Source organism: Aeromonas sp. 600774, assembly GCF_049175075.1.
In the GTDB taxonomy this organism is placed as follows: Bacteria; Pseudomonadota; Gammaproteobacteria; order Enterobacterales; family Aeromonadaceae; genus Aeromonas; species Aeromonas veronii_A.
The window spans coordinates 96,052-122,793 of the sequence record NZ_JAAKUJ010000004.1; the positions used below are offsets into that span (position 1 = coordinate 96,052).

Genomic DNA, 26,742 nt, shown 5'->3' on the forward strand with positions numbered 1-26,742 from the left:
CAAGGAGTTAGAAAAACAACAATGGCAGTCAAGGTATTAGTTGTCGACGATTCGAGCTTCTTTCGCCGTCGGGTGAGCGAGATCATTAATCAGGATCCCATGCTGACGGTGATTGATACGGCCCAGAATGGACGTGAAGCAGTGGACAAGGTGATGTCGCTGCGTCCTGATGTGATCACCATGGACATCGAGATGCCCGTGATGGATGGCATCAGTGCGGTGCGGGAGATCATGGCCAAGTGCCCAACCCCCATTCTGATGTTTTCATCCCTGACTCATGAAGGCGCCAAGGCGACACTGGACGCGCTGGACGCCGGTGCTCTCGACTTCTTGCCCAAGAAATTTGAAGACATTGCCAGAGACAAGGACGAAGCAGTCAGACTGTTGCAACAGCGGGTGAAGGAGATCTCCCGCAAGCGCTTCCTGATGACATCCGCTGCCCGTCCCAAAGCACCTGAACCGGTTATTCGTGCTCCGCTGGGAAGCACTGCGCCCAGAACTCCTGATCGTCAGCCTGACCTACAACGTATTGTGCCAAGTGCTTCCTTCAAGCGCAGTGGCAAGAGTTATCAGTTGGTGGCAATCGGCACTTCTACCGGCGGACCAGTTGCTTTGCAAAATGTACTGACCAAGTTGCCGGGGGATTTTCCCCATCCCATCCTGCTTATCCAGCATATGCCAGCCACTTTTACCGCCGCGTTTGCTGCCCGTCTCAACGGGTTATGTCAGATTGGCGTCAAGGAAGCGGAAGATGGCGATGTGCTTAAACCCGGACATGCCTATCTGGCGCCTGGTGGTAAGCAGATGCTGTTGGAAGGTCGCGGTACTGGGGCTCGCATCCGCATCGTGGATGGCAACGACAAGGTAAATTACAAGCCTTGTGTGGACATCACTTTTGCCTCTGCGGCCAAAACCTATGCCGACAAGGTATTGGCGATTGTGCTGACCGGTATGGGCGCAGATGGCCGTGATGGCGCCAGACTGCTGAAAGAGCAGGGATCAACCATCTGGGCTCAGGATGAGGCTTCCTGCGTGGTATATGGTATGCCCCAAGCGGTAGCCAAAGCGGGGATTGCCAGCGAATCACTCCCTCTGGACAAGGTGGCCCAGCGTATTCTGGTTGAGTTGGGGCGCTAATCATGGGCTTGCTCGGTCTGCTCCTGGCATTGGGGGCGATTGCCATTGCCCAACTGTGGCATGGCGGCTCCCTGTTGACGTTGGTGGACGGCCCCGCTTTTTTGATCGTGCTGGGTGGTACCGTTGGTGCCGTCACGTTGCAGACTCCAGCCAAGTACATTCTGCTGGCGTTGCGCCAGCTGTTATGGATTTTTACCCCTCCCCACCAAGATCTCGCGGCGCAGGCCGAACGGTTGCAGTCATGGGCCGTCTTTGCGCGCCAGCAAGGGCTGCTGGCCCTTGAAAATCAGGCCGAGCAGGAGGAAGACAACTTTACTCGCCAAGGGCTTGGCATGATTGTCGATGGGGTCTCCACGGAGGATATTCGCATGTTGCTCGAAGCCGATATCGATATCGAGCAGGAGCGTAATGAACATGCCGCCAGGGTATTTGAAGCAATGGGGGGGTACAGTCCGACCATCGGGATCATCGGTGCCGTGCTGGGCCTGATCCAGGCCATGTTTCATCTCGAAGACCCATCAGCACTGGGAGCTGGGATCGCAGTGGCATTTGTGGCAACCATCTATGGAGTGGGGTTTGCCAACCTCATCTACCTGCCTATCGCCAACAGGCTACGCGCATTTCACTATCACTATGCACTCTTTCAGGAGATGACCCTGGAAGGGCTGCTGGCTATCGCCCATGGTGAAAACGGCTTGCAGGTTGAACGCCGGCTCAGGGCCTATTTGAAAGGAGAGTAGCCATGCGCAAGCGCTATCGGTTGCACTTGCAGGGTCGCGAGCATCTTGACCGCTGGCTGGTCTCCTATGCCGATTATATGACGCTGATCTTTGCCTTGTTCGTGGTGCTCTACTCTGTTGCACTGGTGAACAAGGACAAGTATCGCGCGGTGATTGATGGTATGAGCCAGGCGTTCAGTGTCATGCAGTCTGGCGGCAATGGCTTGCTTGAAGGGCAGGGTAATTCCCTGCTGGATAACCCGGTATCTGCCTCTCCATCATTGCTGGAAAGCCCAGCATCCCCCTCTCCTTCACTTGCTCCTATTTCTGGTGTGCCAGTGCTGCAAGATGGCGCGACACTTGCAAAACTCGATATGCAGTTGCAACAGAGCATGGGCTCGCTGGTAGATGCCGGTATCGTCAAACTGACGCAAGATGAGAACTGGCTGACGGTTGAACTCAGTTCCGGCTTGTTGTTTGGTAGCGGCAGTGCCTTTTTGGGACCAAACGCAGCACCGGTCATTAATACTCTTTCAAGTATTCTCAAACCGGTCGATAACTATGTAAGGGTTCGGGGTTATACCGATAACCAACAGATAAATAATGAAATTTATCGTTCTAACTGGGCGCTTTCTGCTGCTCGGGCCGAAGCGGTACTCAATGGTTTGATTGCCGATGGGATCGCCCCCCAGCGTCTGGCGTTCGAGGCATATGGCGAGTTTTCCCCCTTTGCTGACAACGGCAGCGAGCAGGGCAGACTGCAGAATCGCAAGGTTGTGGTCGCTATCTCCAAATTTGCCTGGGTGCCGCCGGCACCTGTGGTTGCAACGCCTACGGTAGTTGCCGAACCGGTTCCTGCTGTACAACAGGCGGTGGATGCAGGAGAGATAAAGGTGATCACCTTGCCCGGTGGTGGCATACGCATAACAACAAGGCAGGATTGATACAGTGATTGTTTGGACGGTTGCCAACCAGAAAGGTGGTGTGGGTAAAACCACCACAGTGGTCTCGCTTGCGGGGATCCTGGCCCAGCGTGGCCAGCGGGTGCTGTTGATTGATACCGATCCCCATGCTTCGCTGACTGCATATCTTGATTTTGATTCAGATCGCCTGGATGGAACCCTCTATGAGTTGTTTCAAGCTGTCAAACCGACAGCCGAGCTTGTCAATAAACTGACGCTTAAGACCAAGTTCGAAAATATCAACTTACTGCCAGCATCTATTACCTTGGCGACCCTTGATCGGGTGATGGGCAATCGTGAGGGGATGGGACTGGTACTGAAGCGGGCACTGCTGCGCATTCAGGAGCAATATGATTACGTGCTGATCGATTGCCCGCCAGTACTGGGGGTGATGATGGTCAACGCGCTGGCTGCCTGCGATCGCATTCTGGTGCCTGTCCAGACCGAATTTCTGGCCCTCAAGGGGTTGGAGCGGATGATGAAAACATTCGAGATCATGCAGCGTTCCAAGCGTGACAAGTTCCGTTATACCGTGATCCCGACCATGTTCGACAAGCGCACCCGTGCTTCTTTGATGACCTTGAAATCGATCAAGGATCAATATGGGGATTCGGTGTGGAATGCGGTGATCCCTATTGATACCAAGTTTCGGGATGCCAGCTTGCTGCATATCCCCCCGTCTATCTATTCTCCCGGGAGTCGTGGAACCTATGCATATGAAACGCTGCTCAACCATCTGGATGCCCTTGAGCGGCAACGGGTTCATGAGGTGACGGCATGAGAGATACCATTCAAGTACGGGCGATGGATGACTATTTCCACTCCCTGCTGCTCGATGAGCCACTGGTGCTGGATGAGGTGGAAGAGGTTCAATCTGCCCCTGTTTTACAGTTGCAACGTCAGCCCCAAAGCGTCCCTGAGGTAGTCTCCGCACCTTACCTCGAAAGCGATCCACGGCTTGCCCAACTTGGTGAGCTATTGGCTCAGGTGGGACAAGTCCAGTTCGAAAATGATGCCTTCACCCAGGAGATAACACTCACCACTCCGCTGGAGATTGTGGCAGAGGAATCACTGCTGCCGGTGGAGCCTGAATGGCCTGCGGAGGTTCTGCTTCCCGAGGTTGCAGAGCCCCATACTACTATCCTGACCGAGACTGCGCTGGAGGTTGCTCCGGTAGAGGCCAGTGAACCGGTTGCTTGGGAAAATATCGATACCGGTAAAGAGTTTCAGGCCCTTTTCTTTGAAGTCGCGGGTGTGACGTTTGCGGTGCCGTTGACCGAGCTGGGTGGTATTCATCAGTTGGGCGAGATCACCTCCCTGTTTGGCCAGCCTGGCTGGTACAAGGGGATCATGACCTCTCGCGAGCAGAAGATGAATGTGGTCGATACTGCCCAGTGGGTCATGCCGGGTCAGCATCTCGAGATGGATGATTACAAGTATCTGATTATGCTTGGTGAATCGCCGTGGGGATTAGCCTGCCACCATCTCAAAGGGACTGAATTGTTACACCGTGACCAAGTGAAATGGCGCCATCAGGAGGGCAAGCGCCCCTGGTTGGCGGGCATGGTCAAAGAAAAAATGTGTGCCCTGTTACACGTCCGCGAACTGCTCCTGTTGCTGGAACGTGGGGTTAACATAGAAGGTCGCTGATAACTTCTGCAATCGAGCTGTTTTATTGCTAGTTTTAGCAGTAGACGTTTTCATAAAAGGAATAAAAACATGACAGAAAAGCGCAATATCGCACAGAATCTGGCCGAAGATGAAGTGCTGCAATGGGTAACCTTCCAACTGGAAAACGAAACCTACGGCATCAATGTGATGCAGGTTCAGGAGGTGTTGCGCTACACCGAAATTGCACCGGTGCCGGGTGCGCCTGAGTACGTACTGGGGATCATCAACCTGCGTGGCAATGTGGTGACTGTCATCGATACCCGTTCCCGTTTCGGTCTGCCTTCCGGTGATGTGAGCGAAAATTCCCGTATTGTTATCATCGAGGCCGAGAAGCAGGTGATTGGCATTATGGTCGATAGTGTGGCGGAAGTGGTTTATTTGAAATCTTCCGAAATCGATGCGGCTCCGGCCGTGGGAACCGAAGAGAGTGCCAAGTTCATTCAGGGAGTCAGCAACCGTGACGGTCAACTGCTGATCCTGGTTGACTTGAACAAGCTGCTCTCCGATGAAGAGTGGGAAGATATCGGTTCCCTCTGACAAATAAGGTGATGTTTTGATAATCGAGATGGTTGCCTTGGGGGTGTCCCTGATTGCCTTGGTGTTTGCCTCTTATAACTGGTTCAAGAGCAAGCGTAGCAAGCAGGAGTCCGAGGCCAGTGTGGCAACGCTGCAAGGTCAGTTGGAAAGCTTGCGCAAACAGATGATGGAGCTTCATAGCGGCTCCATTGGCATGGGACAGCGGTTACAGTCGGTAGAAGGCGCGATGCAGCAGGTCAATGAACGCCAGCAAGAACTGACCATGCAAGATCCCGAACGCAGGCTCTACAGTCGAGCGGCTAAGATGGTCGAACTGGGCGCCGATCTTGATGAAGTCATGAGTGAGTGTGAGTTGCCAAAGGCAGAAGCAGAGCTCTTGATATCGTTGCGAAAAGGTCGCTCTTGATTATTCAGGGAGGCAGTCGCCTTCCTGAATTTTTTTCTGCTCCTTGCATACAGCTCTCTGATGTAGCGCGATGTACAGTGAGATGATTGAATTATTATGTTTTAAGATGATTTTTTATTAATCTTTTCGATTTGATGTATTTTGAAGTCGTTGATTGTCATCATTTTTCCCGCCTATTTTCTCTTATGCGCGATCTTCTCCACAAAAACAGTGGATGATGGGCATCTTGGAAAAGACGTATTCCAATACTGTGTTAAGATGCAGGCCGCTTCATTTTCTCTGAAAAAATCTCCATGCTGCTTCAAGTTAACAATCTGAGCTGCGTGCGTGAAGATCGCACTCTGTTTGAACATCTCTCCTTTGCGGTAGTTCCCGGTGATCTGGTGCAAATTGAAGGTCCCAACGGGGTAGGCAAGACCAGCCTGCTGCGCCTGCTGACTGGGCTGTCTCAGCCGTTTGCCGGTGAAGTGTGCTGGAATGGTGAAAATATTCGCCATTGCCGTGATGAGTACCATGCCAATCTGCTCTATCTCGGTCATCAGCCCGGGGTCAAAGCTGCTTTGACTCCGCTCGAAAATCTCGCCTTTTACCAGAAGCTGCATCATGTGTCCCGGCAGACGGTCGATTTGTGGCAGGTGCTTGCCCAGGTTGGGTTGGCCGGTTTTGAAGAGAACCCGACCGGGCAGCTCTCGGCAGGTCAACAGCGCCGGGTGGCTCTGGCCAGGCTTTGGCTCAGTGACAAAGCGGCTCTCTGGATCCTGGATGAGCCCTTTACCGCCATTGACAAGCAGGGGGTCAAGGTGCTGGAGAGGCTGTTTCTGGCTCATGCCGAGCGGGGGGGGATGGTAATCCTCACCACTCATCAGGATATGACGCTGATGCAGGGGCGACTGAAGACCCTCTCGCTTACGCCCTTGCTGCAGGAGTAGTTTCGATGTTGCGTGCCGTCATGCATTTGATCCACCGCGAGTTATTGATGGCCTTGCGCCAGCGTGCAGACATTCTTAACCCGCTCTGGTTTTTCCTTATTGTCATCACCCTGTTCCCACTCGGTATCGGCCCTGAGCCCAAGTTATTGGCTCGCATTGCTCCCGGCATCATCTGGGTTGCGGCTTTGCTGGCGGCCATGCTGTCGCTGGAGCGGCTGTTTCGCGACGACTTTGGCGACGGTTCGCTGGAGCAGCTGATGTTGATGCCCCATTCACTCGGGTTGCTGGCGCTGGCCAAAGTGATTGCTCACTGGTTACTGACTGGATTGCCGCTGCTGCTGATTTCGCCCTTGCTGGCGATTTTGCTGTCGCTGGATATGGACAGTTATCTGGCGGTAGTCGCCACTCTGGCACTCGGCACTCCGGTGCTGAGCCTGCTCGGTGCGGTCGGTGTAGCCCTTACGGTCGGACTGCGCAAAGGTGGAGTGCTGCTCAGTCTGCTGATCCTGCCGCTCTATATTCCGGTGCTGATTTTTGCTACCTCTGCTATTGATGCGGCGGGGATGGGCTTGCCCTATGGCGGTCAGCTTGCCATTCTGGCCGCCATGATGGTTGGTGCCTTGACGCTAACGCCACTGGCCGTTTCGGCTGCCTTGAGGGTCAGTCTTAACTGATGGTCTATTGGTAGAACGCAGTGTGGTTTCGTGTGGGGGCTTTCTTTTCCTGAAATAAAGTTGCGATGGATCAAGCGGATTGCCGCTTATTGCTTTCGAGGTATTTGATGTTATCCCGAGGTCAGTATGTTTAGGCCTCGCCAAACAATTAATAACAAAAAGGTTTGTGAGTTATGTGGAAATGGTTGCACCCTTACGCTAAACCCGAACGGGCATATCGGTTGGCAGGAACCTTGTTACCCTGGTTTGCCGTGATAAGTCTGCTGTCGTTCATCATCGGCACTGTTTGGGGGCTGGCTTTTGCCCCCGCCGATTATCAGCAGGGTGACTCCTTCCGGATCATCTATATCCATGTTCCTTCCGCCATTCTTTCAATGGGAGCTTACTCTACCATGGCTGTGGCAGCCTTTATCGGGCTGGTATGGCAACTGCGGATGGCGGACATGACAGTGGCGGCTATTGCTCCTGTCGGTGCCGTGTTCACTTTTATTGCACTGTTTACCGGTGCAGCCTGGGGCAAACCCATGTGGGGAACCTGGTGGGTGTGGGATGCACGGCTCACCTCCGAGCTGATCCTGCTGTTTCTCTATCTTGGCGTGATTGCCCTCTACAACGCCTTCAGTGACAAGGTTGTTGCTGGCCGTGCCGCCGGCATTCTGGCGCTGGTTGGGGTGATCAATCTCCCCATCATTCACTACTCGGTTGAGTGGTGGAATACCCTGCACCAGGGGGCCACTATTACCAAGTTTGACAAACCCTCTATCTCTCCCGAGATGCTTTGGCCATTACTCATCATGATCCTGGCGTTTGCTGCCTTTCTCGGGGCCCTTACCCTGATGCGTTTTCGAAACGAGCTCTTGATGCGGGAGTGGCATCGTCCCTGGGTTCAAGAGATTGCCGAGCAGGAGAAGTAAGCATGTACTTTGCCTCATTCAGTGACTTTCTGGCGATGGGCGGTTACGCCTTTTACGTCTGGCTCTCCTTCGGACTGACCTTGCTCTGTCTGGTCGGTATCATCATTTCCACCCGTATGAAAACCCGTAGTCTGTTTAATGAGTTACGCAGCAAGCAGGCACGCGAGAGCCGTCGCAAGGCAGCTCGGCAGATGGAGAACACCCTATGAACCCGAGACGCAAAAAACGCCTCACCATTATTCTGGCCATCACGCTGGGCCTCGCCACCGTGAGCGGGCTGGTGCTTTACGCCCTCAGTCAGAATATCGACCTCTTCTATACCCCGAGCGAGCTGGTGGAAGGGAAGGGGCCGGACAAGATCAAACCGGAAGAGGGGCAGCGCCTGCGCATTGGTGGTCTGGTGGTCCCCGGCACAGTCAAGCGTGATCCGAACAGCCTCAAGGTCAGCTTTAACCTGATCGACAATGGTGGTCATCAGGTGATGGTGCAATTTGATGGCATCCTCCCGGATCTGTTCCGCGAGGGGCAGGGGATTGTGGCGCAAGGAACTCTCAAAGATGCCACCACGGTCGAAGCCTTCGAGGTACTGGCCAAACACGATGAAAACTACATGCCGCCAGAAGTGGCCGATGCCACCAGTGGCATGCACTTCAAACCGGAATACACTGATGCGCAGTTGAAGGGGAATAAGCCATGATCCCGGAATTAGGACAGTTTGCGCTGATCCTGGCCTTTGCGACCTCTCTGTTGCTGGGTAGCTATCCGCTGCTTGGTGCAAGTTGGGGGCGTCTTGGCATGATGTCGGCAGCGCGTCCGCTCGCCTATGCCCAGTTTTTGTTACTGCTGCTGTCGTTTCTCTGCCTGACCTGGGCCTTTATCGACAACGACTTCACCGTGCAGTATGTGGCCACTAACTCCAACAGCCTGCTGCCGCTTGCCTATCGCATTTCCGCAGTATGGGGCGCCCATGAGGGCTCTTTGTTGCTGTGGGTGCTGACCCTGGGCGGCTGGACTGCTGCGATGGCCATGTTCAGCCGCCGTCTGCCGCTCGATGCGGTGGCGCGGGTGCTTGGCGTGTTGGGGCTGATCTCGGTCGGCTTCACCGCGTTCGTGCTGTTCACCTCTGATCCCTTCACCCGCACCTTGCCCTATTTTCCGGTCGATGGCCGCGACCTCAATCCGCTGCTGCAGGATCCGGGTCTGATCTTCCATCCACCGATGCTTTACATGGGCTATGTGGGATTCTCGGTGGCGTTTGCTTTCGCCATAGCCTCATTGATGACCGGTCGTCTCGATGCAACCTGGGCCCGCTGGTCGCGCCCCTGGACCATGGCGGCCTGGGTATTCCTGACCCTCGGCATCGTGCTGGGCTCCTGGTGGGCCTACTACGAGCTCGGTTGGGGCGGCTGGTGGTTCTGGGATCCGGTAGAAAACGCCTCCTTCATGCCCTGGCTGGCGGGTACGGCCCTGCTGCACTCGCTGGCAGTGAGCGAGAAGCGCGCCACCTTCAAGGCGTGGACCGTGCTACTGGCCCTCTCGGCCTTCTCGTTGAGCCTGCTGGGTACCTTCCTGGTGCGCTCCGGCGTGCTGGTGTCTGTGCATGCGTTTGCCTCCGACCCGACCCGCGGCCTGTTTATTCTCGGCTTCCTGCTGGCGGTGATCGGTTCATCCTTGCTGCTGTTTGCCTTCAAAGGTTCGCAGGTGAAAAGCCACGGCAAGCATGAGCTGTGGAGTCGTGAAACCCTGCTGCTGGCCAACAACATCATGCTGGTGGCTGGCCTGCTGACTGTGCTGCTCGGCACCTTGCTGCCGCTGGTGCACAAGGAGCTGGGGCTGGGGAGCATCTCTATCGGTACCCCCTTCTTCAACCATATCTACAGTTGGCTGATCATTCCGTTTGCTCTGCTACTGGGGGTTGGTCCGCTGTTTCGCTGGCGCCGCCAGGAGCTTGGCGAGCTCAAGGGCAAAGTGATCCTTGCGCTGGTGCTGAGCCTGGCTGCAGCCCTGCTGTTACCGCTGCTCTTGGCCGAAACCTTCAAGCCGTGGGCGGCGGTAGGGATTGGTCTGGGGGTCTGGATCATCGTTACCAGCCTGCAGGAGACCTGGGTGCGGGCCACCCACAAGCACCATTTTGCGGTCGGTGTGCGCAAGCTTGGCAACAGTCACTGGGCGATGATCCTTGGCCATGTGGGGCTGGCAGTCAGCATCATAGGCATCGCCTGTACCCAGAACTACAGCATCGAGAAGGATCTGCGGATGCAGGCGGGTGATCGGGTGCACTTTGCTGATTACGAGTTCGTCTTCACCGGTATCAAGGAGAAGAATGGCCCCAACTATGATGGCTTCAAAGGCGTGCTGGAAGTACACAAGAATGGCAAACAGGTAGCCCTGCTCAAACCCGAGAAGCGGATGTACACAGTGACCCGGATGCCGATGACCGAAGCGGCCATTGATGCCGGTTTCACGCGAGATCTTTATGCGGCCCTTGGCGAGCAGCTAGACAATAATGCCTGGGCTGTGCGGATCTACTACAAGCCGTTCGTGCGCTGGATCTGGTTCGGTGGCGTCTTTATGGCTATCGGTGGCGTGCTGGCGATGCTGGACAAGCGTTACCGTTTCGGCCGTCGTGAGGAGGAAGCCAAGGCATGAACAAAAAGGTCTGGTTGTTTCTAATTCCCTTTATCGTTTTTTTGCTGGGGGCTGTGTTCCTGTTCAAAGGGCTCTACTCCGATCCCACCAAACTCGAATCCGTGATGGTGGGCAAGGAGGTGCCGGTATTTACCCTTCAGGACATTTACGATCTGGGTAAACAGCATGATCGCACCATTCTGACCGGCCGACCCATGTTGCTCAACGTCTGGGCTACCTGGTGTCCTACCTGTTATGGCGAGCACACTTACCTCAAACAGCTGGCAGGGCAGGGGATCCCCATTATCGGCATGAACTACAAGGATGAACGCGCCAAGGCGATCAAGTGGCTGGCTGAGCTGGGCAACCCCTATCAGGTCAATCTCTATGATCCGGACGGCATGCTGGGGCTTGATCTGGGGGTGTACGGCGCGCCGGAAACCTTCTTTATCGACAGCAAGGGGATAATCCGTTATCGCCACGTGGGGGATATCAACCCCCAGAACTGGGTATCGACCCTCAAACCCATCTTTGACGCCATGAAGTGAGGGGTGTTTCGATGAGAGTGTTTATTGCTTCCCTGCTACTGTTGCTGGGATGGGTGGTACAAGCGCCGGCCATGGCTGCGATCGATGTCTACACCTTCGAAAACGACAATCAGGAGCAGGTCTTTCGCGAACTGACCAAAGAGCTGCGCTGCCCCAAGTGCCAGAACCAGGATATCGCCGACTCCAATGCGGGGCTGGCCAAGGACTTGCGCGACAAGACCTACCAGATGGTGCGCGAGGGCAAGAATAAAGAGGAGATCGTGGACTACATGGTTGCCCGCTATGGCAACTTTATCCTCTATAACCCGCCCCTGATGGCTTCGACCCTGATCCTCTGGCTGGGCCCGCTGTTAGTGATCGTTATCGGTCTCGGCGTGGTGGTGATACGTAGCCGACGCTCTGCGGCAACGTCAGAGCCTGTGGATAGCACCCTGAGCGATGAAGAGCAGCGTCGCCTGGCCGAGCTGCTCAAAGAGGAAGAGAAACAATGACCGCCTTTTGGATTGTGATTGCGGCCCTGCTGGTGCTGGTGAGTCTGGCTCTGGTGTTACCGTTGTGGCGCAGTGAGGGGAACCAGAGCATCAGTCGTTCGGCGCTCAACAAACAGCTCTATCGTCAGCGCTTGCTGGAGATCGGCGAGGAGCGAGAACAGGGTGTGCTTGCCGAGGAGCCCGATTCGCTCATCGAGTTGCAGCGCAGCCTGCTGGATGATATTCCCGATGTGGAGCAGACCGCCCGCAGTAGCAAGAGTCTGAGCTGGATCCCGGGTGTTCTGGTGCTGGTGGTGGTGAGCCTGGGAATCTACTACAAGCTGGGTTCATGGCAGGAGGTGAGCCGCTGGCAAGACACCAGCAGCCGTCTTGGCGAGCTCAGCAACCGAATACTGGTTGAGCGCGATGCCAAGGTAACCGAGCAGGATCTGCTCGACTTCACGCTGGCACTGCGTACCCGCCTCAAGGATGAACCGAACGACTATCGAGGCTGGTTGCTGTTGGGGCGCTTGGCACTGGATGGCAATGATCCCGAGATGGCCAACGATGCGCTGTCGCGTGCCTACAAGCTTGCTCCCCAGAAATCGCTGGTGGCGGTGCCCTATGCCCAAGCGCTGATGATGACGGGGGAGGAGGTGCAGGCCGATGCACTGCTGCGTGCAGCCATCGCGCAGGAGCCTGATAATATCGAGGCGCGCTCCGTCTATGCCTTTATGGCGCTGCAGAAAGAGGACTTCCAGACCGCCCTCGATCGCTGGCAGGCGATGTTGCCCTTGATGGAAAAAGGCTCTCCCCGTTATGTGATGGTTGAGCGCTCCATGGAGTATGCCCGCACGCAGCTCAAGCAGCGTGGCATAGAGGTGACGAATTCAGGCGCAGCCAAAACGGGAACAGAGCAGGTAAAGCAGTCTGACGTTAATGAGGGAGAGTTCCCCATCCACATCACGCTGGCTGCGGGCATCCAGATGCCGGAAGATGCTCATCTCTTCGTCTTTGCTGTAGTGCCCAACGGACCACCCATGCCCATCGCGGTGAAACGTATCGCTGGGCCAACCCTGCCTGTCACCCTTTCACTGGGGGATGGTGACGCCATGATGGAGGGCAGCAAGCTGGAAGCGTATCCAGAACTGCAGTTCAAGGCACGTCTTTCCCGCGGTGGCAATGTGATGAACAAGGAAGGAGCCTTCGAAGGGGTATCCGTTCCGGTCAAGACGGCCGAGATCCCTACTGCTCCGATTGACATCCGTATCGATCACGCCCTCTAATATGTCCTTTGAATAACCCGGCTCCTTGATAGGGGCCGGGTTATCTATACTTCTGATAAATCAAAATAAAACGTCAGGACAATCATATGTATCTTCGTTCAGGGGCCATACTGGCAGCCCTCTTGCTGGCTGGTTGTGCCGGTGGCCCGCCCAAGCCTGGCCCAGAGAGTCTGGATCTCAATCCCGGTATGAATCGTCCGGGCGCCACCAGTAAGGCGGCCGACCCGCGTGATCCCTTCCAGGGAGCAAACCGGGCCATGTGGGCGGTCAATTATGATGTGCTGGAGCCCTATGTAGCACGTCCTGTGGTACATGCTTACGCTCGCTATATTCCGGTGGGGGTGAAGGATGGCATTGCCAACTTTGTTGCCAACTTTGATGAACCGAGCAGCATGGTGAACCACCTGATCACCGGCGACTTGAAAGGAGCGGGTACCAACCTGGGGCGTTTTACCATCAACACCACGGTCGGTCTGCTGGGTATCTTCGATGTGGCCAAACATGCCGGTCTCGAGCGCAACAAGCTGGAGATGGATACCGTACTTGGCAAGGCTGATATTGGTAATGGTGCTTACATCATGGTGCCTGTTTACGGTCCGACCACCACCCGGGAGCTGGTCGGTGACACTATTGATACCATCTATTTCCCCTATGCCTTGCTGACTATCCCGTTAAGGGTTACCCATTGGGTACTGGATGGTTTGGGTAATCGCGCCAAGCTGATCGATCAGGAGCGGATCATCGACAACTCCCTCGACCCCTATGCGCTAACCAAGGACTTCTATCTGCAGTACAGCCAAGGCAAGGTGACGGGCAAGCAGGCTGAGCTGAAAGCGTCTCAGCAAGAGCAGGCCGACGATGCCAATCTGGATGAATATATGGACGAGTTGGACCAGTAAGTGGGCCATCCCGATATGTAAAAAGGCGCCTGCGGGCGCCTCTTTCATTTCAGCTGCTATATAGAGATAAAAAAACGCCCCGCAGTGCGGGGCGTTTTGACAAGCGAGGCTTATTAGGCAGCCAGATTCTTGGCCACAAATTCCCAGTTAACCAGAGCCCAGAAGGTTTCCATGTACTTCGGACGCAGGTTGCGGAAGTCGATGTAGTAGGCGTGTTCCCACAGGTCAACGGTCAGCAGCGGGGTGGTACCGGCTTCAGTCAGCGGGCAACCTGCGTTGGAGGTGTTAACGATAGCCAGAGAGCCGTCAGCTTTCTTCACCAGCCAGGTCCAGCTGGAGCCGAAGTTACCGATGGCTGATTTGGTGAAGGCATCCTTGAACTCGGCGAAGGAGCCGAATGCCTTGTTGATGGCATCAGCCAGGGCGCCAGTCGGCTCACCACCGCCATTCGGGGAGAGGCAGTGCCAGTAGAAGGTGTGGTTCCAGATCTGGGCTGCGTTGTTGAAGATGCCGCCGCTGGAGGTCTTGATGATCTCTTCCAGAGACTTGCCTTCAAACTCGGTACCCGGCACCAGATTGTTCAGGTTGACCACATAGGTGTTGTGGTGCTTGCCGTGGTGATATTCCAGAGTTTCCTGGGAGATGTGCGGTTCCAGAGCGTTGATTGCATAGGGCAGAGCGGGAAGTTCGAATGCCATTTTCTACTCTCCATTGGCTGGACCGTGCGAAGGCGACGGTTGCAAGACATTGCGTACTCTTTTCTATATCTGAAAAGAGTTGTTTTTAAAATGATGGGGCCGAGTAGCCCAAAGCCAAGGGATTGTAGCAGTATCAAAGATGGCCTAACAACTCTTGATTGGCGCCATGATCGCGATCAAGCCTGAGTAGGTTCTTTGCACAATTCGAGCCGAGTCACCCCTTTGTCAGTTTGTGCTCTGGCAAGATTGCAGTAGAATGGCCGCCGAAATCGCTCTAGTGAGGCACCTATGGAAACTATTGAAAAGATTAAGCAGCAGCTGGCTGACAACCCCATCATCCTCTATATGAAGGGATCCCCCAAGCTACCCAGCTGTGGCTTCTCTGCCCAGGCCTCCCAGGCACTGATGTCCTGCGGCGAGCCGTTTGCATATGTTGATATCCTGCAAAATCCGGATATCCGTGCTGAATTGCCGAAGTTTGCCAACTGGCCGACATTCCCGCAGTTGTGGGTTGAAGGTGAGCTGATCGGCGGCTGTGACATCATGATCGAGATGTTCCAGGCTGGCGAGTTGCAGAGTCTGATCAAAGAGACTGCTGCCAAGTACAAGAAAGATGATGCAGCAGCCGAGTAATCGGTCCTGTGTTGTCGATAGGGAGCCACATCGGCTCCTTTTTTTATTATCCCGGTTCTGGCAGGCAAGAAACTGATCACCGGTTGCAAAAAGCAACGCGATTGCCCTGAAAAATCTAATCTTTTCCGCTTTGTTTTGGAGTTGTTAACCATATTGATTTTCCAATCTACGATTACTTTTTTTAATAATTTTGGATTCAAGTGTCGCTGTCATCACATTTTTTGATAATTTCACCGTTACGCAGTCTCTTTGTAGATTTTTTTGTGTTTATGCTCACATTAATTGCAAGTGATAGAACCTAGTATCGCTTCGCCCAGTGAAATAAAACCCTACAAATTAATAAATAAAAAGAGATTTGCGATGAAGATGTATAGCAATCTGCCCATTGGTCTTCATGATATTACCGAAGCCAAAAAAAGACTGACCAACCATATATACAAGACCGCGCAATTACCCTCTAATTACATCAGCGAACGTTGTCATGGCGAGGTTTACCTCAAGCTTGAAAACATGCAACGTACTGGCTCTTTTAAAATTCGCGGTGCTTTCAACAAACTCAGTTCATTAAGTCTGGAGGAGCGTCAAAAAGGTGTTGTCGCCTGCTCTGCCGGTAATCATGCGCAGGGGGTATCTTTGTCCAGTGCCATGCTGGGAATTGATGCCAAGGTGGTCATGCCTTGCTGCGCACCCAAATCAAAAATTGCTGCAACCAGCGATTATTCGGCGGAAGTTATTCTGCATGGCAATAGTTTCAATGACACCATTGCCAAAGTCAGCGAAATCGTGGAAATGGAAGGTCGCGTATTTATACCCCCTTTTGACGATGCAAAAGTGATTGCCGGCCAAGGAACCATTGGCCTGGAAATTATCGAAGATTTGTATGATGTCGATAACATCATAGTGCCGATTGGCGGCGGTGGTCTGATTGCGGGTGTTGCCATGGCCATCAAATCCATCAACCCGACTATCCGTGTGATTGGCGTGCAGTCGGAGAATGTTCACGGCATGGCGGCTTCATACTACGCAGGCACCATTACCAATCATAGAACCAGTAGCACGCTGGCTGATGGCTGTGACGTGGCAAGACCCGGCACCCTGACCTATGAAATTGTCAAAGAGCTGGTCGATGACATTGTTCTGGTGACTGAAGATGATATTCGTCACAGCATGGTTGACCTGATTCAGCGCAACAAGGTGATTACCGAAGGGGCGGGAGCTCTGGCCTCGGCAGCACTGCTCAGCGGCAAACTCAAGCATTATGTCGAAGGCAAAAAGACCGTCAGCATTATTTCGGGTGGCAATATTGACCTGACCCGGATCGTCGAAATTATCGAACAGAACAATATCCGTCAATTTAGCCTGTAAGGAATACAGTCATGATCTTGGATAGTGTCGTTAGCAGCAGTAAAGAGAGTGTCAAAGCATGGCGTAAATCGGATACAACCTGGGGACTCGGTCTGTTTGGTACAGCGATCGGTGCAGGTGTTCTATTTTTCCCCATTCGGGCCGGATATGGTGGCCTGATACCAATATTAATCATGTTGGTGCTGGCTTACCCTATTGCATTTTATTGCCACAGAGCGTTGGCCAGATTATGTCTTTCCGGCAGTAACCCATCGGCAAATATTACCGAGACCGTTGAAGAGCATTTTGGCAAAATGGGCGGGGTGGTAATTACCTTCCTCTATTTCTTTGCCATCTGCCCACTGCTGTGGATATATGGTGTGACAATCACCAATACCTTCATGGCATTCTGGGAACATCAACTGCAAATGGCGCCGCTCAATCGGGGTGTTGTCGCCCTTGGGCTGCTGCTGTTGATGGCCTTCGTGATCTATTTCGGCAAGGATCTGATGGTTCGCGTAATGAGCTATCTGGTCTTTCCCTTTATTGCCAGTCTGATCGTTATTTCTCTCTCCCTCATTCCTTACTGGAACAGTGCCGTCTTTGATCAGGTCAACCTGAGCGAGATATCCATGTTTGGTCACGACGGTATTCTGGTCACCGTCTGGCTGGGGATCTCCATCATGGTCTTCTCCTTCAACTTCTCGCCGATTGTCTCCTCTTTCATCGTTTCCAAACGGGAAGAGTATGAGCATGAGTTCGGTCGCGATTTTACCGAGAAACGCTGCTCCAAAATCATCTCCGGTGCCAGCATGCTGATGGTTGCCGTGGTGATGTTCTTTGCCTTCAGCTGTCTCTTTACCTTGTCGCCGCAAAATATGGCGGACGCCAAGGCCCAGAACATTCCGGTGCTCTCCTATCTGGCCAACCACTTCTCCTCAATGACGGGCAGCAAGTCTGCGTTTGCCACCACTTTGGAGTATGCGGCTTCTATCATTGCGCTGGTTGCCATCTTCAAATCCTTCTTCGGCCACTATCTGGGAACGTTGGAAGGGTTGAACGGCCTCATCCTCCGCTTTGGCTATCAGGGCGACAAAAGCAAGGTTTCCAGTAAAAAGCTGAACATGATCAGTATGTTGTTCATCATGGGCTCTACCTGGCTGGTTGCTTATGTCAATCCCAACATCCTCGACCTGATTGAGGCAATGGGGGCGCCGATCATCGCTTCCCTGCTCTGTCTGCTGCCGATGTATGCCGTCAACAAGACACCGGCACTGGCAAAATATAAAGGTCAGGCCAGCAACCTGTTTGTCACCATCATCGGTGTGCTGACCATCCTGAATATTGTTTCCAAGCTGTTCTGAAAACCTTTTCTGCAAGTCATCAGCCATTCAGACCCTGACCCCTTGGCGGGGTCTGCATGGCGTAGTCAGAAGCGCGCAATAACCGGTTCTTGGTTGGCCCAATTATTTGGGCCGAGGGCAAGGCTATCCGTTATTTGGCCACTAAACACAGTTGCAAAGATGCTCTGACTGCAGTGACTCGACAGCATAAATATCGAGGCGATGTAATGAAGTTTGATTCGTTGGTTCTGGTTATCAATTGCGGCTCTTCGTCGGTCAAATTCTCGGTACTGGATAGTAAAACCTGCGAGGTGGTGATCTCCGGGATGGCCGATGGTATTGAGACGGCCCATCCCCAATTGCAAGTGGGTAAAGCGCCCGCAATGTTATTACCTGAAAATAACCACACCTGTGCATTGGCTGCCATCGCGGCGGAATTGAAAAAACGGGATCTGCGTGATGCCATTGCACTGGTGGGTCATCGAATTGCTCATGGTGGGAGTGAATTTAGTGAAGCCGTGATCATTGATGAACATGTATTGGCCAAAATCAGGCAGGTCTCGCCACTGGCCCCGCTGCACAACCACGCCAATTTGAGCGGCGTGATGGCCGCCCGCCAGCTCTTTCCCAACCAGCCCCAAATTGCGGTATTTGATACCGGTTTTCACCAGACCCTGAAGCCGGAAGCCTATATCTATGGGCTGCCTTACCAATATTTGCAGGATTACGGCGTGCGCCGCTATGGCTTCCACGGCACCTCCCATCGCTATGTGGCCGAGCAGGCTTGCGTATTTATGGGGCTGGATGAGCAGCATGCCGGTCTGGTCATCGCCCATCTGGGCAATGGCGCCTCTATTTGTGCGGTGCAGGATGGCAAGAGCGTCGATACCTCGATGGGGATGACGCCGCTGGAGGGGTTGATCATGGGCAGCCGCAGCGGCGATATCGATTTTGGCGCGCTGGCCTATATCGCCAGCAAGACAGGACAATCTATCGAGGATATCGAGCGGGTATTGAACAAGCAGTCCGGCCTGCTAGGTATTTCGGGGCTCTCCTCCGATATGCGGGTATTGGAAGCTGCCTATCACGAAGGACATCCTGGGGCGAAATTGGCCATTCACGCCTTTGCCCATCGTATTGCCCGCCATATCGGTGGTCATGCCACCTCATTGCGCCGACTGGATGCCGTTATTTTCACCGGCGGTATTGGCGAAAACTCGGCCTTTATCAGAAAGCTGGTATGCGAACGACTTCAGGTATTTGGCGTAGCGATCAGCGAGCCGTTTAACCAGCGTCCCAATAGCGAGGGTTGTCGGATTATTTCGGCGGCAGAGTCCATGGTGCTGGCGGCGGTTATTCCCACCAATGAAGAGAAAATGATCGCGCTGGATGCCATTCGTCTGGGGCAGCAGGTTCGTCAGGCCGAGTGCGTCTGACATCTTCCACTGTAGTGTCATGAGTAGTGAATGAGGTTTATTTGATGAAAGTTGATATGCAATTGGATCAGGATAAATTCCGTCAGGCATGGCAAGGGTTTGCCGGTGAAAACTGGAAGCACGAGATCAACGTCCGTGATTTTATCCAGCAGAACTACACCCCCTATGAAGGTGACGAACAGTTTTTAGCAGATGCGACCGAAGCGACCACCACTTTATGGAACAAGGTGATGGAGGGGATCCGTATCGAGAATGCCACCCACGCACCGGTCGATTTTGATACCAATATTGCCACGACCATCACCGCCCACGGGCCGGGTTATATCGAGCAGGGGCTGGAAAAAATAGTTGGCCTGCAAACCGACAAGCCCCTTAAAAGAGCGCTGCACCCGTTTGGTGGCGTAAATATGATCCGCAGCTCGTTTGAAGCATATGGCAGGGAGATGGATCCCGAATTTGAATATACCTTCAGCGAATTGCGCAAAACCCACAATCAGGGGGTGTTCGACGTCTACTCTCCCGAGATGCTGCGCTGCCGAAAGTCAGGGGTATTGACCGGTTTGCCGGATGGTTACGGCCGCGGTCGCATTATCGGAGATTATCGTCGGGTCGCGCTTTACGGCATAGATTATCTAATCCGTGAGCGGGAACTGCAGTTTGCCGATCTGCAACCGGCTCTCGAGCGGGGAGAGCAGCTGGAGCAGGTGATCCGCCAGCGCGAAGAGCTGGCCGAGCACAAGCGGGCACTGGTGCAGATCAAGCAGATGGCGGCCAGCTACGGCTTTGACATATCCGGGCCGGCGCGCACTGCCCAGCAGGCGGTGCAGTGGCTCTACTTTGCCTATCTGGCGGCGGTGAAGTCGCAAAACGGTGGCGCCATGTCCCTCGGCCGTACCGCCACCTTCCTCGACATCTATATCGAGAGGGATCTGAAGGCGGGGCTCATCAGCGAGCAGGATGCCCAGGAGCTGGTCGATCATTTCATCATGAAGATCCGCATGGTGCGCTTCCTGCGTACTCCCGAGTTTGACTCCCTCTTCTCCGGCGATCCCATCTGGGCGACCGAGGTGATCGGCGGTATGGGGCTGGATGGCCGTACTCTGGTGACCAAGAACTCCTTCCGCTACCTCCACACCCTCAAGACCATGGGGCCGGCGCCCGAGCCCAACCTCACTATCCTCTGGGCGGAAGGGCTGCCGCGGGCCTTCAAGACCTATGCCGCCCGCGTCTCCATCGATACCTCATCCCTGCAGTATGAGAACGATGACTTGATGCGCACCGACTTCGAGAGCGATGATTACGCCATTGCCTGCTGCGTGAGCCCTATGGTGATCGGCAAGCAGATGCAGTTCTTCGGTGCCCGTGCCAACCTCGCCAAGACCCTGCTCTATTGCATCAACGGCGGGGTGGACGAGAAGCTGAAGATCCAGGTTGGTCCGAAAGTGGCGCCTATCATGGACGAGGTGCTGGATTACGACACTGTCATGGCCAGCCTCGACAGCTTTATGGATTGGCTGGCGGTGCAGTACATCAGCGCGCTCAACCTTATTCACTACATGCACGACAAGTACAGCTACGAGGCCTCGCTGATGGCGCTGCACGATCGCGATGTCTATCGCACCATGGCCTGCGGCATTGCCGGTCTGTCGGTAGCGGTCGATTCGCTGGCGGCCATCAAGTACGCCAGGGTCAAGCCGGTGCGCGATGCGGACGGGCTGGCAGTCGATTTCGTGATTGAGGGGGAGTATCCCCAGTACGGCAACAACGACGAGCGGGCCGACTCCATCGCCTGCGAGCTGGTCGAGCGCTTCATGAAGAAGATCCAGGCGCTGCCGACCTACCGCAATGCGGTGCCGACTCAGTCGATCCTGACCATCACCTCCAACGTGGTCTATGGCCAGAAGACCGGTAACACCCCGGATGGCCGCCGTGCCGGTGCGCCGTTTGCGCCGGGGGCCAACCCGATGCACGGTCGGGATCGCAAGGGGGCGGTCGCTTCGCTCGCCTCGGTAGCCAAACTGCCGTTCAAATATGCCAAGGACGGGATCTCCTACACCTTCTCCATCGTGCCGGGGGCGCTCGGCAAGGAGCCGGCTAATCGCGAGAACAATCTGGTGGGGTTGATGGATGGCTACTTCCACCATGAGCGGGATGTAGAAGGGGGTCAGCACCTCAACGTCAACGTGATGAATCGCGAGATGCTGCTGGATGCCATCGAGAATCCGGACCAGTACCCCAGCCTGACCATCCGGGTCTCCGGCTATGCGGTGCGCTTCAACGCCTTGACCCGCGAGCAGCAGCAGGACGTCATCTCCAGAACCTTCACCAACATGATCTAACTCTCATGCCCGGAGTGAGCCGGCTTGCTCCGGGCCTACTTTTTGTTTGTCAGCACGAGGAAGTAACAGATGCGACAGGTTATCAGTACCAAAGCGGCGCCTGGCGCCATCGGCCCCTATGTGCAGGCCACCCGGATTGGCAACATCCTCTATACCTCCGGTCAGATCCCGCTGGACCCGGTGAGCGGCGACATTGCGGAGGGGATCGAAGCGCAAACCCTGCGCTCCCTGCAAAACGTCAAGGCGATTGTCGAGGCGACAGGCGGCCAGGTGCGCAATATCTTCAAGACCACGGTGTTTGTCTCCGATCTGAACGACTTTGCCGCGGTCAACCGGGTCTACAACGACTTCTTCACCGAGCACGATGCCATGTATCCGGCGCGCTCCTGCGTGGAGGTGGCCCGCTTGCCCAAGGATGTGAAGATCGAGATAGAGGCGATTGCTGCGCTGGAGTCCTGACGCGGCGATCCTTATCAATAAAAAGAGCGGCAGCCCGAGGGCTGCCGCTCTTTTTTCATCGAACCCGCCGTGCGCGATAAGGGCGCAAGGAGCAGATCACGCTGGATCAGGCGATCCGTTCGATACGAGCCATGTAGAAGCCGTCGAAGCCGGTCTCGGCCGGGCTTACGGTGTGATCGTCACGCAGACGGAAGTTCTCGTTGGCAGCGAGGAACTTGTCCACCTGCTGACGGTTCTCCTGGGGCAGAATGGAGCAGGTTGCATAAACCAGCAGACCGCCCACCTTCACCATCTGGCTGTAGCGCTGCAGGATCTCTTCTTGCAGTGCGACCAGTACAGGCAGACGCTCGGCGGTATCACGCCACTTGGCATCCGGATTGCGTTTGAGTACGCCAAGACCGGAGCAGGGCACGTCCAGCAGTACGCGGTCGGCGCTCTCTTTGAGGCGCTTGACGGTCTTGCTGCTGGTGATGACCCGGGTCTCCACATTGTGGGCACCGGCGCGGCGGGCGCGTTGCTTGAGGTTCTCCAGCTTCCACTCTTCCACATCCATCGCCAGCAGGCGGCCTTTGCCCTGCATCATGGCGGCGATATGCAGAGTCTTGCCACCGGCACCGGCGCAGGCGTCAATGACACGCATACCCGGGGCAACTTCCAGAGCTGCCGCAACCAACTGAGAGCCAGCGTCCTGTTGTTCGAAGCAACCATCAGCAAAGGCCTTGGTGCGGAACAGGGCGGCGTCGGAAGTGACCTGCAGGGCCGTCTCCACACCTTCAACCGGAATAGTGGTGACCTGCTCTTTGGCCAGAATGGCCTGCAGCTCATCACGGGTGCACTTGAGGGTGTTGACCCGCAGGTAACGCTTGGGCATCCAGGCCAGGGCAGCACGCTCGGCAGGCCAGGCTTCACCCAGCTGTTCGTTGCCCAGTTTCTCCAGCCAGCTCGGGCAACCATCCATCAGCACCGGGTTCTTCTTCGCCTCGGTCAGACGGCGGCGGAAGGCCTCTTCGTTGAAGCGATCCAGCGTCGGGTTGTTGGGCTGGGCGATTTTGTGGAAGGCGTGCCAGCTGTGCAGCAGCGGCCAGACATTCTTCTCGGCCTGACGCACCTGAATACCTGTCAGAGCACAGTAGAGGCTCAGCCGACGCAACAGGTCGCCGGTGACCAGGGCAATCCTTGCCTGTTCTTGCGGTTTGAGTTCGATGCCTGAGAAGTGACGGGCATAGGCACGGTCGAGGGTAAGACCCTGACCGAGCACATCGTCAATAATGGCAACGACCAGATCCCCGAAACGGGGCAACAGTGGGGATTTGAGCATGAGATTAACCTTGGCCAGATAAAGATGAACTGCACCTTTGTGAAGAGGGGCTGTTCTAAAATTGACAAATCCGCGCAATGATAGGGGTTAGACGGGGTTGGCGCAACACTCCCACTCGGGAATGGTGGAAAGGGTTGCTTCAGCTTTGTATTGATGTGGCCGAATAAAAATAAAGTACAGGCCGCAATTCAGGCGATTGCATTAATACAAGGACTAAAAACAATGCATGTGACGAAATACTCTAGGGTGGCCTTGCTGGTTGCCAGCATGCTGGGCTCAACCAGCCTGATGGCCAGCGAATGGAGCACGGTTGCCGCCAGAGCAACAGCTGACGAGGGTTATGAGGTACGGGCTCATCAGTTCCGGGTCGCCAAGGTGCCGCTCGACTATTTTGCCGGGTTGCAAGCGGGGGCCAGCAAGCTGACCTTGCCACTGCCTGATGGGGGGGAGGTTACCTTTGCACTGGAAGCTTACAATGTACTGCCCGCAGACCTTGCAGCCAAGTATCCTCAGATCCGCACCTTCAAGGGGTACAACCCGGCTCATCCGGTTGATACTGGACGCTTCGATCTGGGGCCGCAAGGTTTTCATGCCATGTTCAGCCATCAGGGCAAGATGGTGTTTGTCGATCCGCTGCGCAATGCCGAGGGGTATGCAATTTACTACCAGCAGGATGCCTACAGCCGACTGGAAGAAGACGCCGACAAGGTGATCGGGGCTGACGCCAAAACGTTGGCTCGCAAGGTGCAAGTGGATGGTAATGTTCGCAAACGTTACACCATCGCTATCTCGGCCGCAGGTGAGTACACCCAATATCATGGCGGCTCCCAAGTGCTGGCCCTGGCGGCCATTACTACCCTGCTCAACCGGGTCAACGAGGTGTACCAGCGAGATGTGGGGGCCGAGTTCGTGCTGGCCAGCGGCAACGATTCTGTGATTTTTACCGATCCGGTAACAGACCCTTTCTACAACGGCGATAACCCTGACTACGTGAGCGGCGTGAGCAGCATCTATGAGGCTGATGACACCAGCAAGAACGTCCTGGTACAGGGAGAAGCCTTCGCCAATGGTGAGCTGGGCGCATTCGATATCGGGCATGTGGTCAATACCGGGGGAGGTGGCCTGGCCGGGCTCGGCGTGCTGTGCACCGCGGACAAGTCGGCCGGGATGACGGGCTCCGATAAGCCGGTGGGGGATGCCTTCTTTATCGACTACGTGGCTCACGAGATCGGCCACCAGTTCGGTGCCGACCACACCTTCAACGGCACCACTGGCAGTTGCGGCGGTGGCAATCGGGAGGCGGCACAAGCCTGGGAGCCGGGCAGCGGTACTTCTATCATGGCCTATGCCGGGATCTGCGGGGACGAGAACATCCAGCCCCACAGCGATCCCTATTTTCACAGCAAATCTATCGAGCAGATGCGGGCGCACATGGCGACCGTGCCGGCCTGTGGCACCACCCTGAATCTCGTCAACAACACGCCCCAGGCGGTGGCCGGAGCCAGCCATATCATTCCCGCCAACACGCCATTCGTGCTCAAGGGGGCCGGCGCCGATTTGGACAAGGATCCCCTGACCTACACTTGGGAGCAGATTGATCTGGGCGACCCGTCCAGCAGTGCTCTTGACATGATCGATGACGGCTCCCGTCCGTTGTTCCGCTTCGTGTCGCCGACCGGCTCGCCGGAGCGGATTTTGCCGAGCTTGCCATCCCTGCTCTCGGGCTCGCTCGCCAAGGGCGAGGCATGGCCCACCACTAACCGGGATCTCAACTTCCGATTGACGGTGCGTGACGGCAAGGGCGGTGTCGCCAGCGACGACATGAAGGTCCAGGTGATCAACACTGGCAGTGCCTTCCGATTGACCGCCCCGATTGGGGTGGCATTGACGCCGGGGGCAAGCCTGGCTGTCAGCTGGGATGTGGCCGGCACCACGCTGGCGCCGATCAGCTGCAGCAAGGTAGACCTGTTCATCACCCAAAACGAGGGAACCAGCTGGAGCAATCTGGCGGTCAGCCAGCCCAACAGCGGCGCCGCCACTGTCACCCTGCCGGCGGATCTGGCCAGCTCTGCCCGCCTGAAGGTGGCCTGCAGCGACAACATCTTCTTCGCGATCAGTCCCTCCAAGCTGCCGGTTGTCCAAAGCGGCGGCAGTTCGGGCGGTAGCGGCGGCGGTGGTGCCCTCGGTCTCTGGACTCTGGCGCTGGCCCTGCTGGGTTGGCAACGGAGGCGCGGATGAGGGTTGGCTGGCTGATGCTGGTGTCCCTGCTTGGCGGCTGTCAGGCCGACGCCGATACTCTGGAGCAGGCGGTCAGCGCCAGCCTGGCAAAGCAGGATTACCGGTTGATCGTGCGGGCCGGGCGCGGCGAGGTGGCGCCCGGCATCGCGCCGGAGCAGCAGGCCTCGGCCAAGGCGCGCTGCGGTGTGCGCTACCTCGACGGTCTGGGGGATGTCATCAAGCCCGGACAGGAAGAGGCCCAGGCCAAGCTGGCGGCCTATGCGGCCGATTACAACCGGCGCATGCTGGCGCATTGTCCTGCTGTCGCTGGCAGGCAATAAGCCTGCGCGTACCAAGATCGTGCGAAGGGTATATCAAGGAGGGAGGCGTGAGCCTCCCTCTTTTTTTGCAGCAGCCATTTGCTGGTCACAAGGCTTGTACCCATGGCGTGCTCGTCGCACAATGCCAGCACGCATGGCCGCATGGGCGGCAAAGAGAGAAGGAAAATCAAGATGATGGATGTTGCTGATCTGCGTCGGGAGTATACCCGTGGCGGGCTGCACCGGGCCGATCTGCCGGCCGAGCCGCTGGCGCTTTTCGAGAAGTGGTTGGCGCAGGCTTGTGAGGCCAAACTGACCGATCCCACCGCCATGGTGGTGGCGACCGTCGATGCCGATGGTCAGCCCTGGCAGCGTACCGTGCTGCTCAAGCACTACGATGCCCAGGGGATGGTCTTTTACACCAACATGGGCAGCCGCAAGGCGCAGCAGCTGGAAGGCAATCCCCGTATCAGCCTGCTCTTTCCCTGGCATACGCTGGACAGACAGGTGCATGTGACCGGTCGGGTGGAGAAGATGAGCACCTTCGAGGTGATGAAGTATTTCCACAGCCGTCCCAAGGATAGCCAGATTGCCGCCTGGGTCTCCAAGCAGTCGACCCGCATTTCGGCGCGCGGTGTGCTGGAGGCCAAATTCCTCGAGCTCAAGCAGAAGTTTGCCAATGGCGAAGTGCCGCTGCCGAGCTTCTGGGGCGGTTTTCGGGTGCGGATCGACACGGTCGAATTCTGGCAGGGGGGTGAGCATCGCCTGCACGATCGTTTCTACTACACCCGCGATGGGGATGGCTGGCATATCGAGCGTCTGGCTCCCTGAGTGCGCTGTTCAAATCTGTTTTCA

28 protein-coding genes are annotated in these 26,742 nt (G+C 55.7%); 26 read left to right on the forward strand and 2 right to left on the reverse strand.

The window, feature by feature from the left end; genetic code table 11:
• The first annotated feature begins 21 nt into the window (after positions 1–21).
• The 17 genes from G5171_RS06020 (at position 22) to G5171_RS06100 (ending at position 13,780) form a co-directional block, all read left to right on the forward strand.
• Positions 22–1,137 (forward strand): protein-glutamate methylesterase/protein-glutamine glutaminase, encoded by a 1,116-nt coding sequence (locus G5171_RS06020; protein WP_421244140.1) that lies wholly within the window; start codon positions 22–24, stop codon positions 1,135–1,137.
• 2 nt (positions 1,138–1,139) lie between these two features.
• Entirely contained in the window at positions 1,140–1,877 is a 738-nt protein-coding gene (locus G5171_RS06025; protein WP_019444726.1) for a flagellar motor protein, read from the forward strand.
• Between the two features lie 2 nt (positions 1,878–1,879).
• A complete protein-coding gene (locus tag G5171_RS06030; protein WP_005334698.1) occupies positions 1,880–2,800 on the forward strand; it encodes a flagellar motor protein MotB in 921 nt (306 codons plus the stop codon).
• 4 nt (positions 2,801–2,804) lie between these two features.
• On the forward strand, positions 2,805–3,599 hold the full coding sequence (locus G5171_RS06035; RefSeq protein ID WP_005353663.1) for a ParA family protein: 795 nt from the start codon (positions 2,805–2,807) through the stop codon (positions 3,597–3,599).
• Positions 3,596–4,468, forward strand: coding sequence for a chemotaxis protein CheW (locus tag G5171_RS06040; RefSeq protein ID WP_323910562.1), 873 nt, complete (start codon positions 3,596–3,598; stop codon positions 4,466–4,468). Before G5171_RS06035 ends, G5171_RS06040 begins: the two co-directional genes overlap by 4 nt.
• A gap of 69 nt (positions 4,469–4,537) precedes the next feature.
• A complete protein-coding gene (locus G5171_RS06045) occupies positions 4,538–5,026 on the forward strand; it encodes a chemotaxis protein CheW (RefSeq protein ID WP_005343991.1) in 489 nt (162 codons plus the stop codon).
• A 28-nt stretch (positions 5,027–5,054) separates the two neighbouring features.
• The gene (locus G5171_RS06050) at positions 5,055–5,432 is read left to right on the forward strand and encodes a DUF2802 domain-containing protein (protein ID WP_216980226.1); all 378 of its coding nucleotides are present in this window, start codon (positions 5,055–5,057) and stop codon (positions 5,430–5,432) included.
• Between the two features lie 293 nt (positions 5,433–5,725).
• Positions 5,726–6,361 (forward strand): cytochrome c biogenesis heme-transporting ATPase CcmA, encoded by a 636-nt coding sequence (gene ccmA, locus G5171_RS06055; protein WP_005343996.1) that lies wholly within the window; start codon positions 5,726–5,728, stop codon positions 6,359–6,361.
• A gap of 5 nt (positions 6,362–6,366) precedes the next feature.
• Positions 6,367–7,035, forward strand: coding sequence for a heme exporter protein CcmB (ccmB, locus tag G5171_RS06060; RefSeq protein WP_421250590.1), 669 nt, complete (start codon positions 6,367–6,369; stop codon positions 7,033–7,035).
• A 173-nt stretch (positions 7,036–7,208) separates the two neighbouring features.
• Positions 7,209–7,949, forward strand: a complete 741-nt coding sequence (locus G5171_RS06065) for a heme ABC transporter permease (protein WP_005344000.1) — start codon at positions 7,209–7,211, stop codon at positions 7,947–7,949.
• Between the two features lie 2 nt (positions 7,950–7,951).
• Positions 7,952–8,158 (forward strand): heme exporter protein CcmD, encoded by a 207-nt coding sequence (ccmD, locus tag G5171_RS06070; protein WP_005344002.1) that lies wholly within the window; start codon positions 7,952–7,954, stop codon positions 8,156–8,158.
• On the forward strand, positions 8,155–8,646 hold the full coding sequence (gene ccmE, locus G5171_RS06075; protein ID WP_005344003.1) for a cytochrome c maturation protein CcmE: 492 nt from the start codon (positions 8,155–8,157) through the stop codon (positions 8,644–8,646). The genes ccmD and ccmE overlap by 4 nt, the downstream gene beginning before the upstream one ends.
• Entirely contained in the window at positions 8,643–10,598 is a 1,956-nt protein-coding gene (locus G5171_RS06080) for a heme lyase CcmF/NrfE family subunit (protein ID WP_421259954.1), read from the forward strand. Before ccmE ends, G5171_RS06080 begins: the two co-directional genes overlap by 4 nt.
• The gene (locus G5171_RS06085; RefSeq protein ID WP_005344005.1) at positions 10,595–11,125 is read left to right on the forward strand and encodes a DsbE family thiol:disulfide interchange protein; all 531 of its coding nucleotides are present in this window, start codon (positions 10,595–10,597) and stop codon (positions 11,123–11,125) included. The genes G5171_RS06080 and G5171_RS06085 overlap by 4 nt, the downstream gene beginning before the upstream one ends.
• A gap of 11 nt (positions 11,126–11,136) precedes the next feature.
• Entirely contained in the window at positions 11,137–11,616 is a 480-nt protein-coding gene (locus G5171_RS06090) for a cytochrome c-type biogenesis protein (RefSeq protein WP_005344009.1), read from the forward strand.
• Positions 11,613–12,881, forward strand: coding sequence for a c-type cytochrome biogenesis protein CcmI (gene ccmI, locus G5171_RS06095; protein WP_421259955.1), 1,269 nt, complete (start codon positions 11,613–11,615; stop codon positions 12,879–12,881). The genes G5171_RS06090 and ccmI overlap by 4 nt, the downstream gene beginning before the upstream one ends.
• Positions 12,882–12,967: 86 nt before the next feature.
• Positions 12,968–13,780, forward strand: coding sequence for a VacJ family lipoprotein (locus G5171_RS06100; protein WP_421259956.1), 813 nt, complete (start codon positions 12,968–12,970; stop codon positions 13,778–13,780).
• Positions 13,781–13,893: 113 nt separating this feature from the next.
• On the opposite strand, the gene sodB is transcribed toward G5171_RS06100, so the two are convergent.
• On the reverse strand, positions 13,894–14,478 hold the full coding sequence (gene sodB, locus G5171_RS06105; RefSeq protein WP_005344015.1) for a superoxide dismutase [Fe]: 585 nt from the start codon (positions 14,476–14,478) through the stop codon (positions 13,894–13,896).
• 288 nt (positions 14,479–14,766) lie between these two features.
• Between sodB and G5171_RS06110 the strand changes: the two genes are divergently transcribed.
• The 6 genes from G5171_RS06110 to G5171_RS06135 all read left to right on the forward strand — a co-directional run bounded on the left by G5171_RS06110 (position 14,767) and on the right by G5171_RS06135 (position 22,032).
• Positions 14,767–15,111, forward strand: coding sequence for a Grx4 family monothiol glutaredoxin (locus tag G5171_RS06110; protein ID WP_005344017.1), 345 nt, complete (start codon positions 14,767–14,769; stop codon positions 15,109–15,111).
• A 360-nt stretch (positions 15,112–15,471) separates the two neighbouring features.
• Positions 15,472–16,476, forward strand: coding sequence for a bifunctional threonine ammonia-lyase/L-serine ammonia-lyase TdcB (tdcB, locus tag G5171_RS06115; RefSeq protein WP_005344020.1), 1,005 nt, complete (start codon positions 15,472–15,474; stop codon positions 16,474–16,476).
• Between the two features lie 11 nt (positions 16,477–16,487).
• Positions 16,488–17,819, forward strand: coding sequence for a threonine/serine transporter TdcC (tdcC, locus tag G5171_RS06120; protein WP_216979252.1), 1,332 nt, complete (start codon positions 16,488–16,490; stop codon positions 17,817–17,819).
• Between the two features lie 206 nt (positions 17,820–18,025).
• Positions 18,026–19,234, forward strand: a complete 1,209-nt coding sequence (tdcD, locus tag G5171_RS06125; RefSeq protein ID WP_421259957.1) for a propionate kinase — start codon at positions 18,026–18,028, stop codon at positions 19,232–19,234.
• A 44-nt stretch (positions 19,235–19,278) separates the two neighbouring features.
• A complete protein-coding gene (gene pflB / locus G5171_RS06130; RefSeq protein WP_337072580.1) occupies positions 19,279–21,573 on the forward strand; it encodes a formate C-acetyltransferase in 2,295 nt (764 codons plus the stop codon).
• Between the two features lie 69 nt (positions 21,574–21,642).
• Positions 21,643–22,032: a RidA family protein gene (locus tag G5171_RS06135; protein WP_216979249.1), complete on the forward strand. Its 390-nt coding sequence runs from the start codon at positions 21,643–21,645 to the stop codon at positions 22,030–22,032.
• A gap of 106 nt (positions 22,033–22,138) precedes the next feature.
• Here G5171_RS06135 and G5171_RS06140 read toward each other — a convergent pair whose 3' ends face one another.
• Positions 22,139–23,350, reverse strand: coding sequence for an RsmB/NOP family class I SAM-dependent RNA methyltransferase (locus G5171_RS06140; RefSeq protein ID WP_216979248.1), 1,212 nt, complete (start codon positions 23,348–23,350; stop codon positions 22,139–22,141).
• Between the two features lie 222 nt (positions 23,351–23,572).
• Here G5171_RS06140 and G5171_RS06145 point away from each other — a divergent pair, with 222 nt between their 5' ends.
• The 3 genes from G5171_RS06145 to pdxH all read left to right on the forward strand — a co-directional run bounded on the left by G5171_RS06145 (position 23,573) and on the right by pdxH (position 26,718).
• Complete coding sequence (locus G5171_RS06145; RefSeq protein WP_421211549.1) at positions 23,573–25,588, forward strand: reprolysin-like metallopeptidase; 2,016 nt, start codon at positions 23,573–23,575, stop codon at positions 25,586–25,588.
• Positions 25,585–25,908, forward strand: coding sequence for a hypothetical protein (locus G5171_RS06150; protein WP_005344032.1), 324 nt, complete (start codon positions 25,585–25,587; stop codon positions 25,906–25,908). The genes G5171_RS06145 and G5171_RS06150 overlap by 4 nt, the downstream gene beginning before the upstream one ends.
• Before the next feature lie 171 nt (positions 25,909–26,079).
• Entirely contained in the window at positions 26,080–26,718 is a 639-nt protein-coding gene (pdxH, locus tag G5171_RS06155) for a pyridoxamine 5'-phosphate oxidase (protein WP_216979246.1), read from the forward strand.
• Positions 26,719–26,742: the final 24 nt, after the last annotated feature.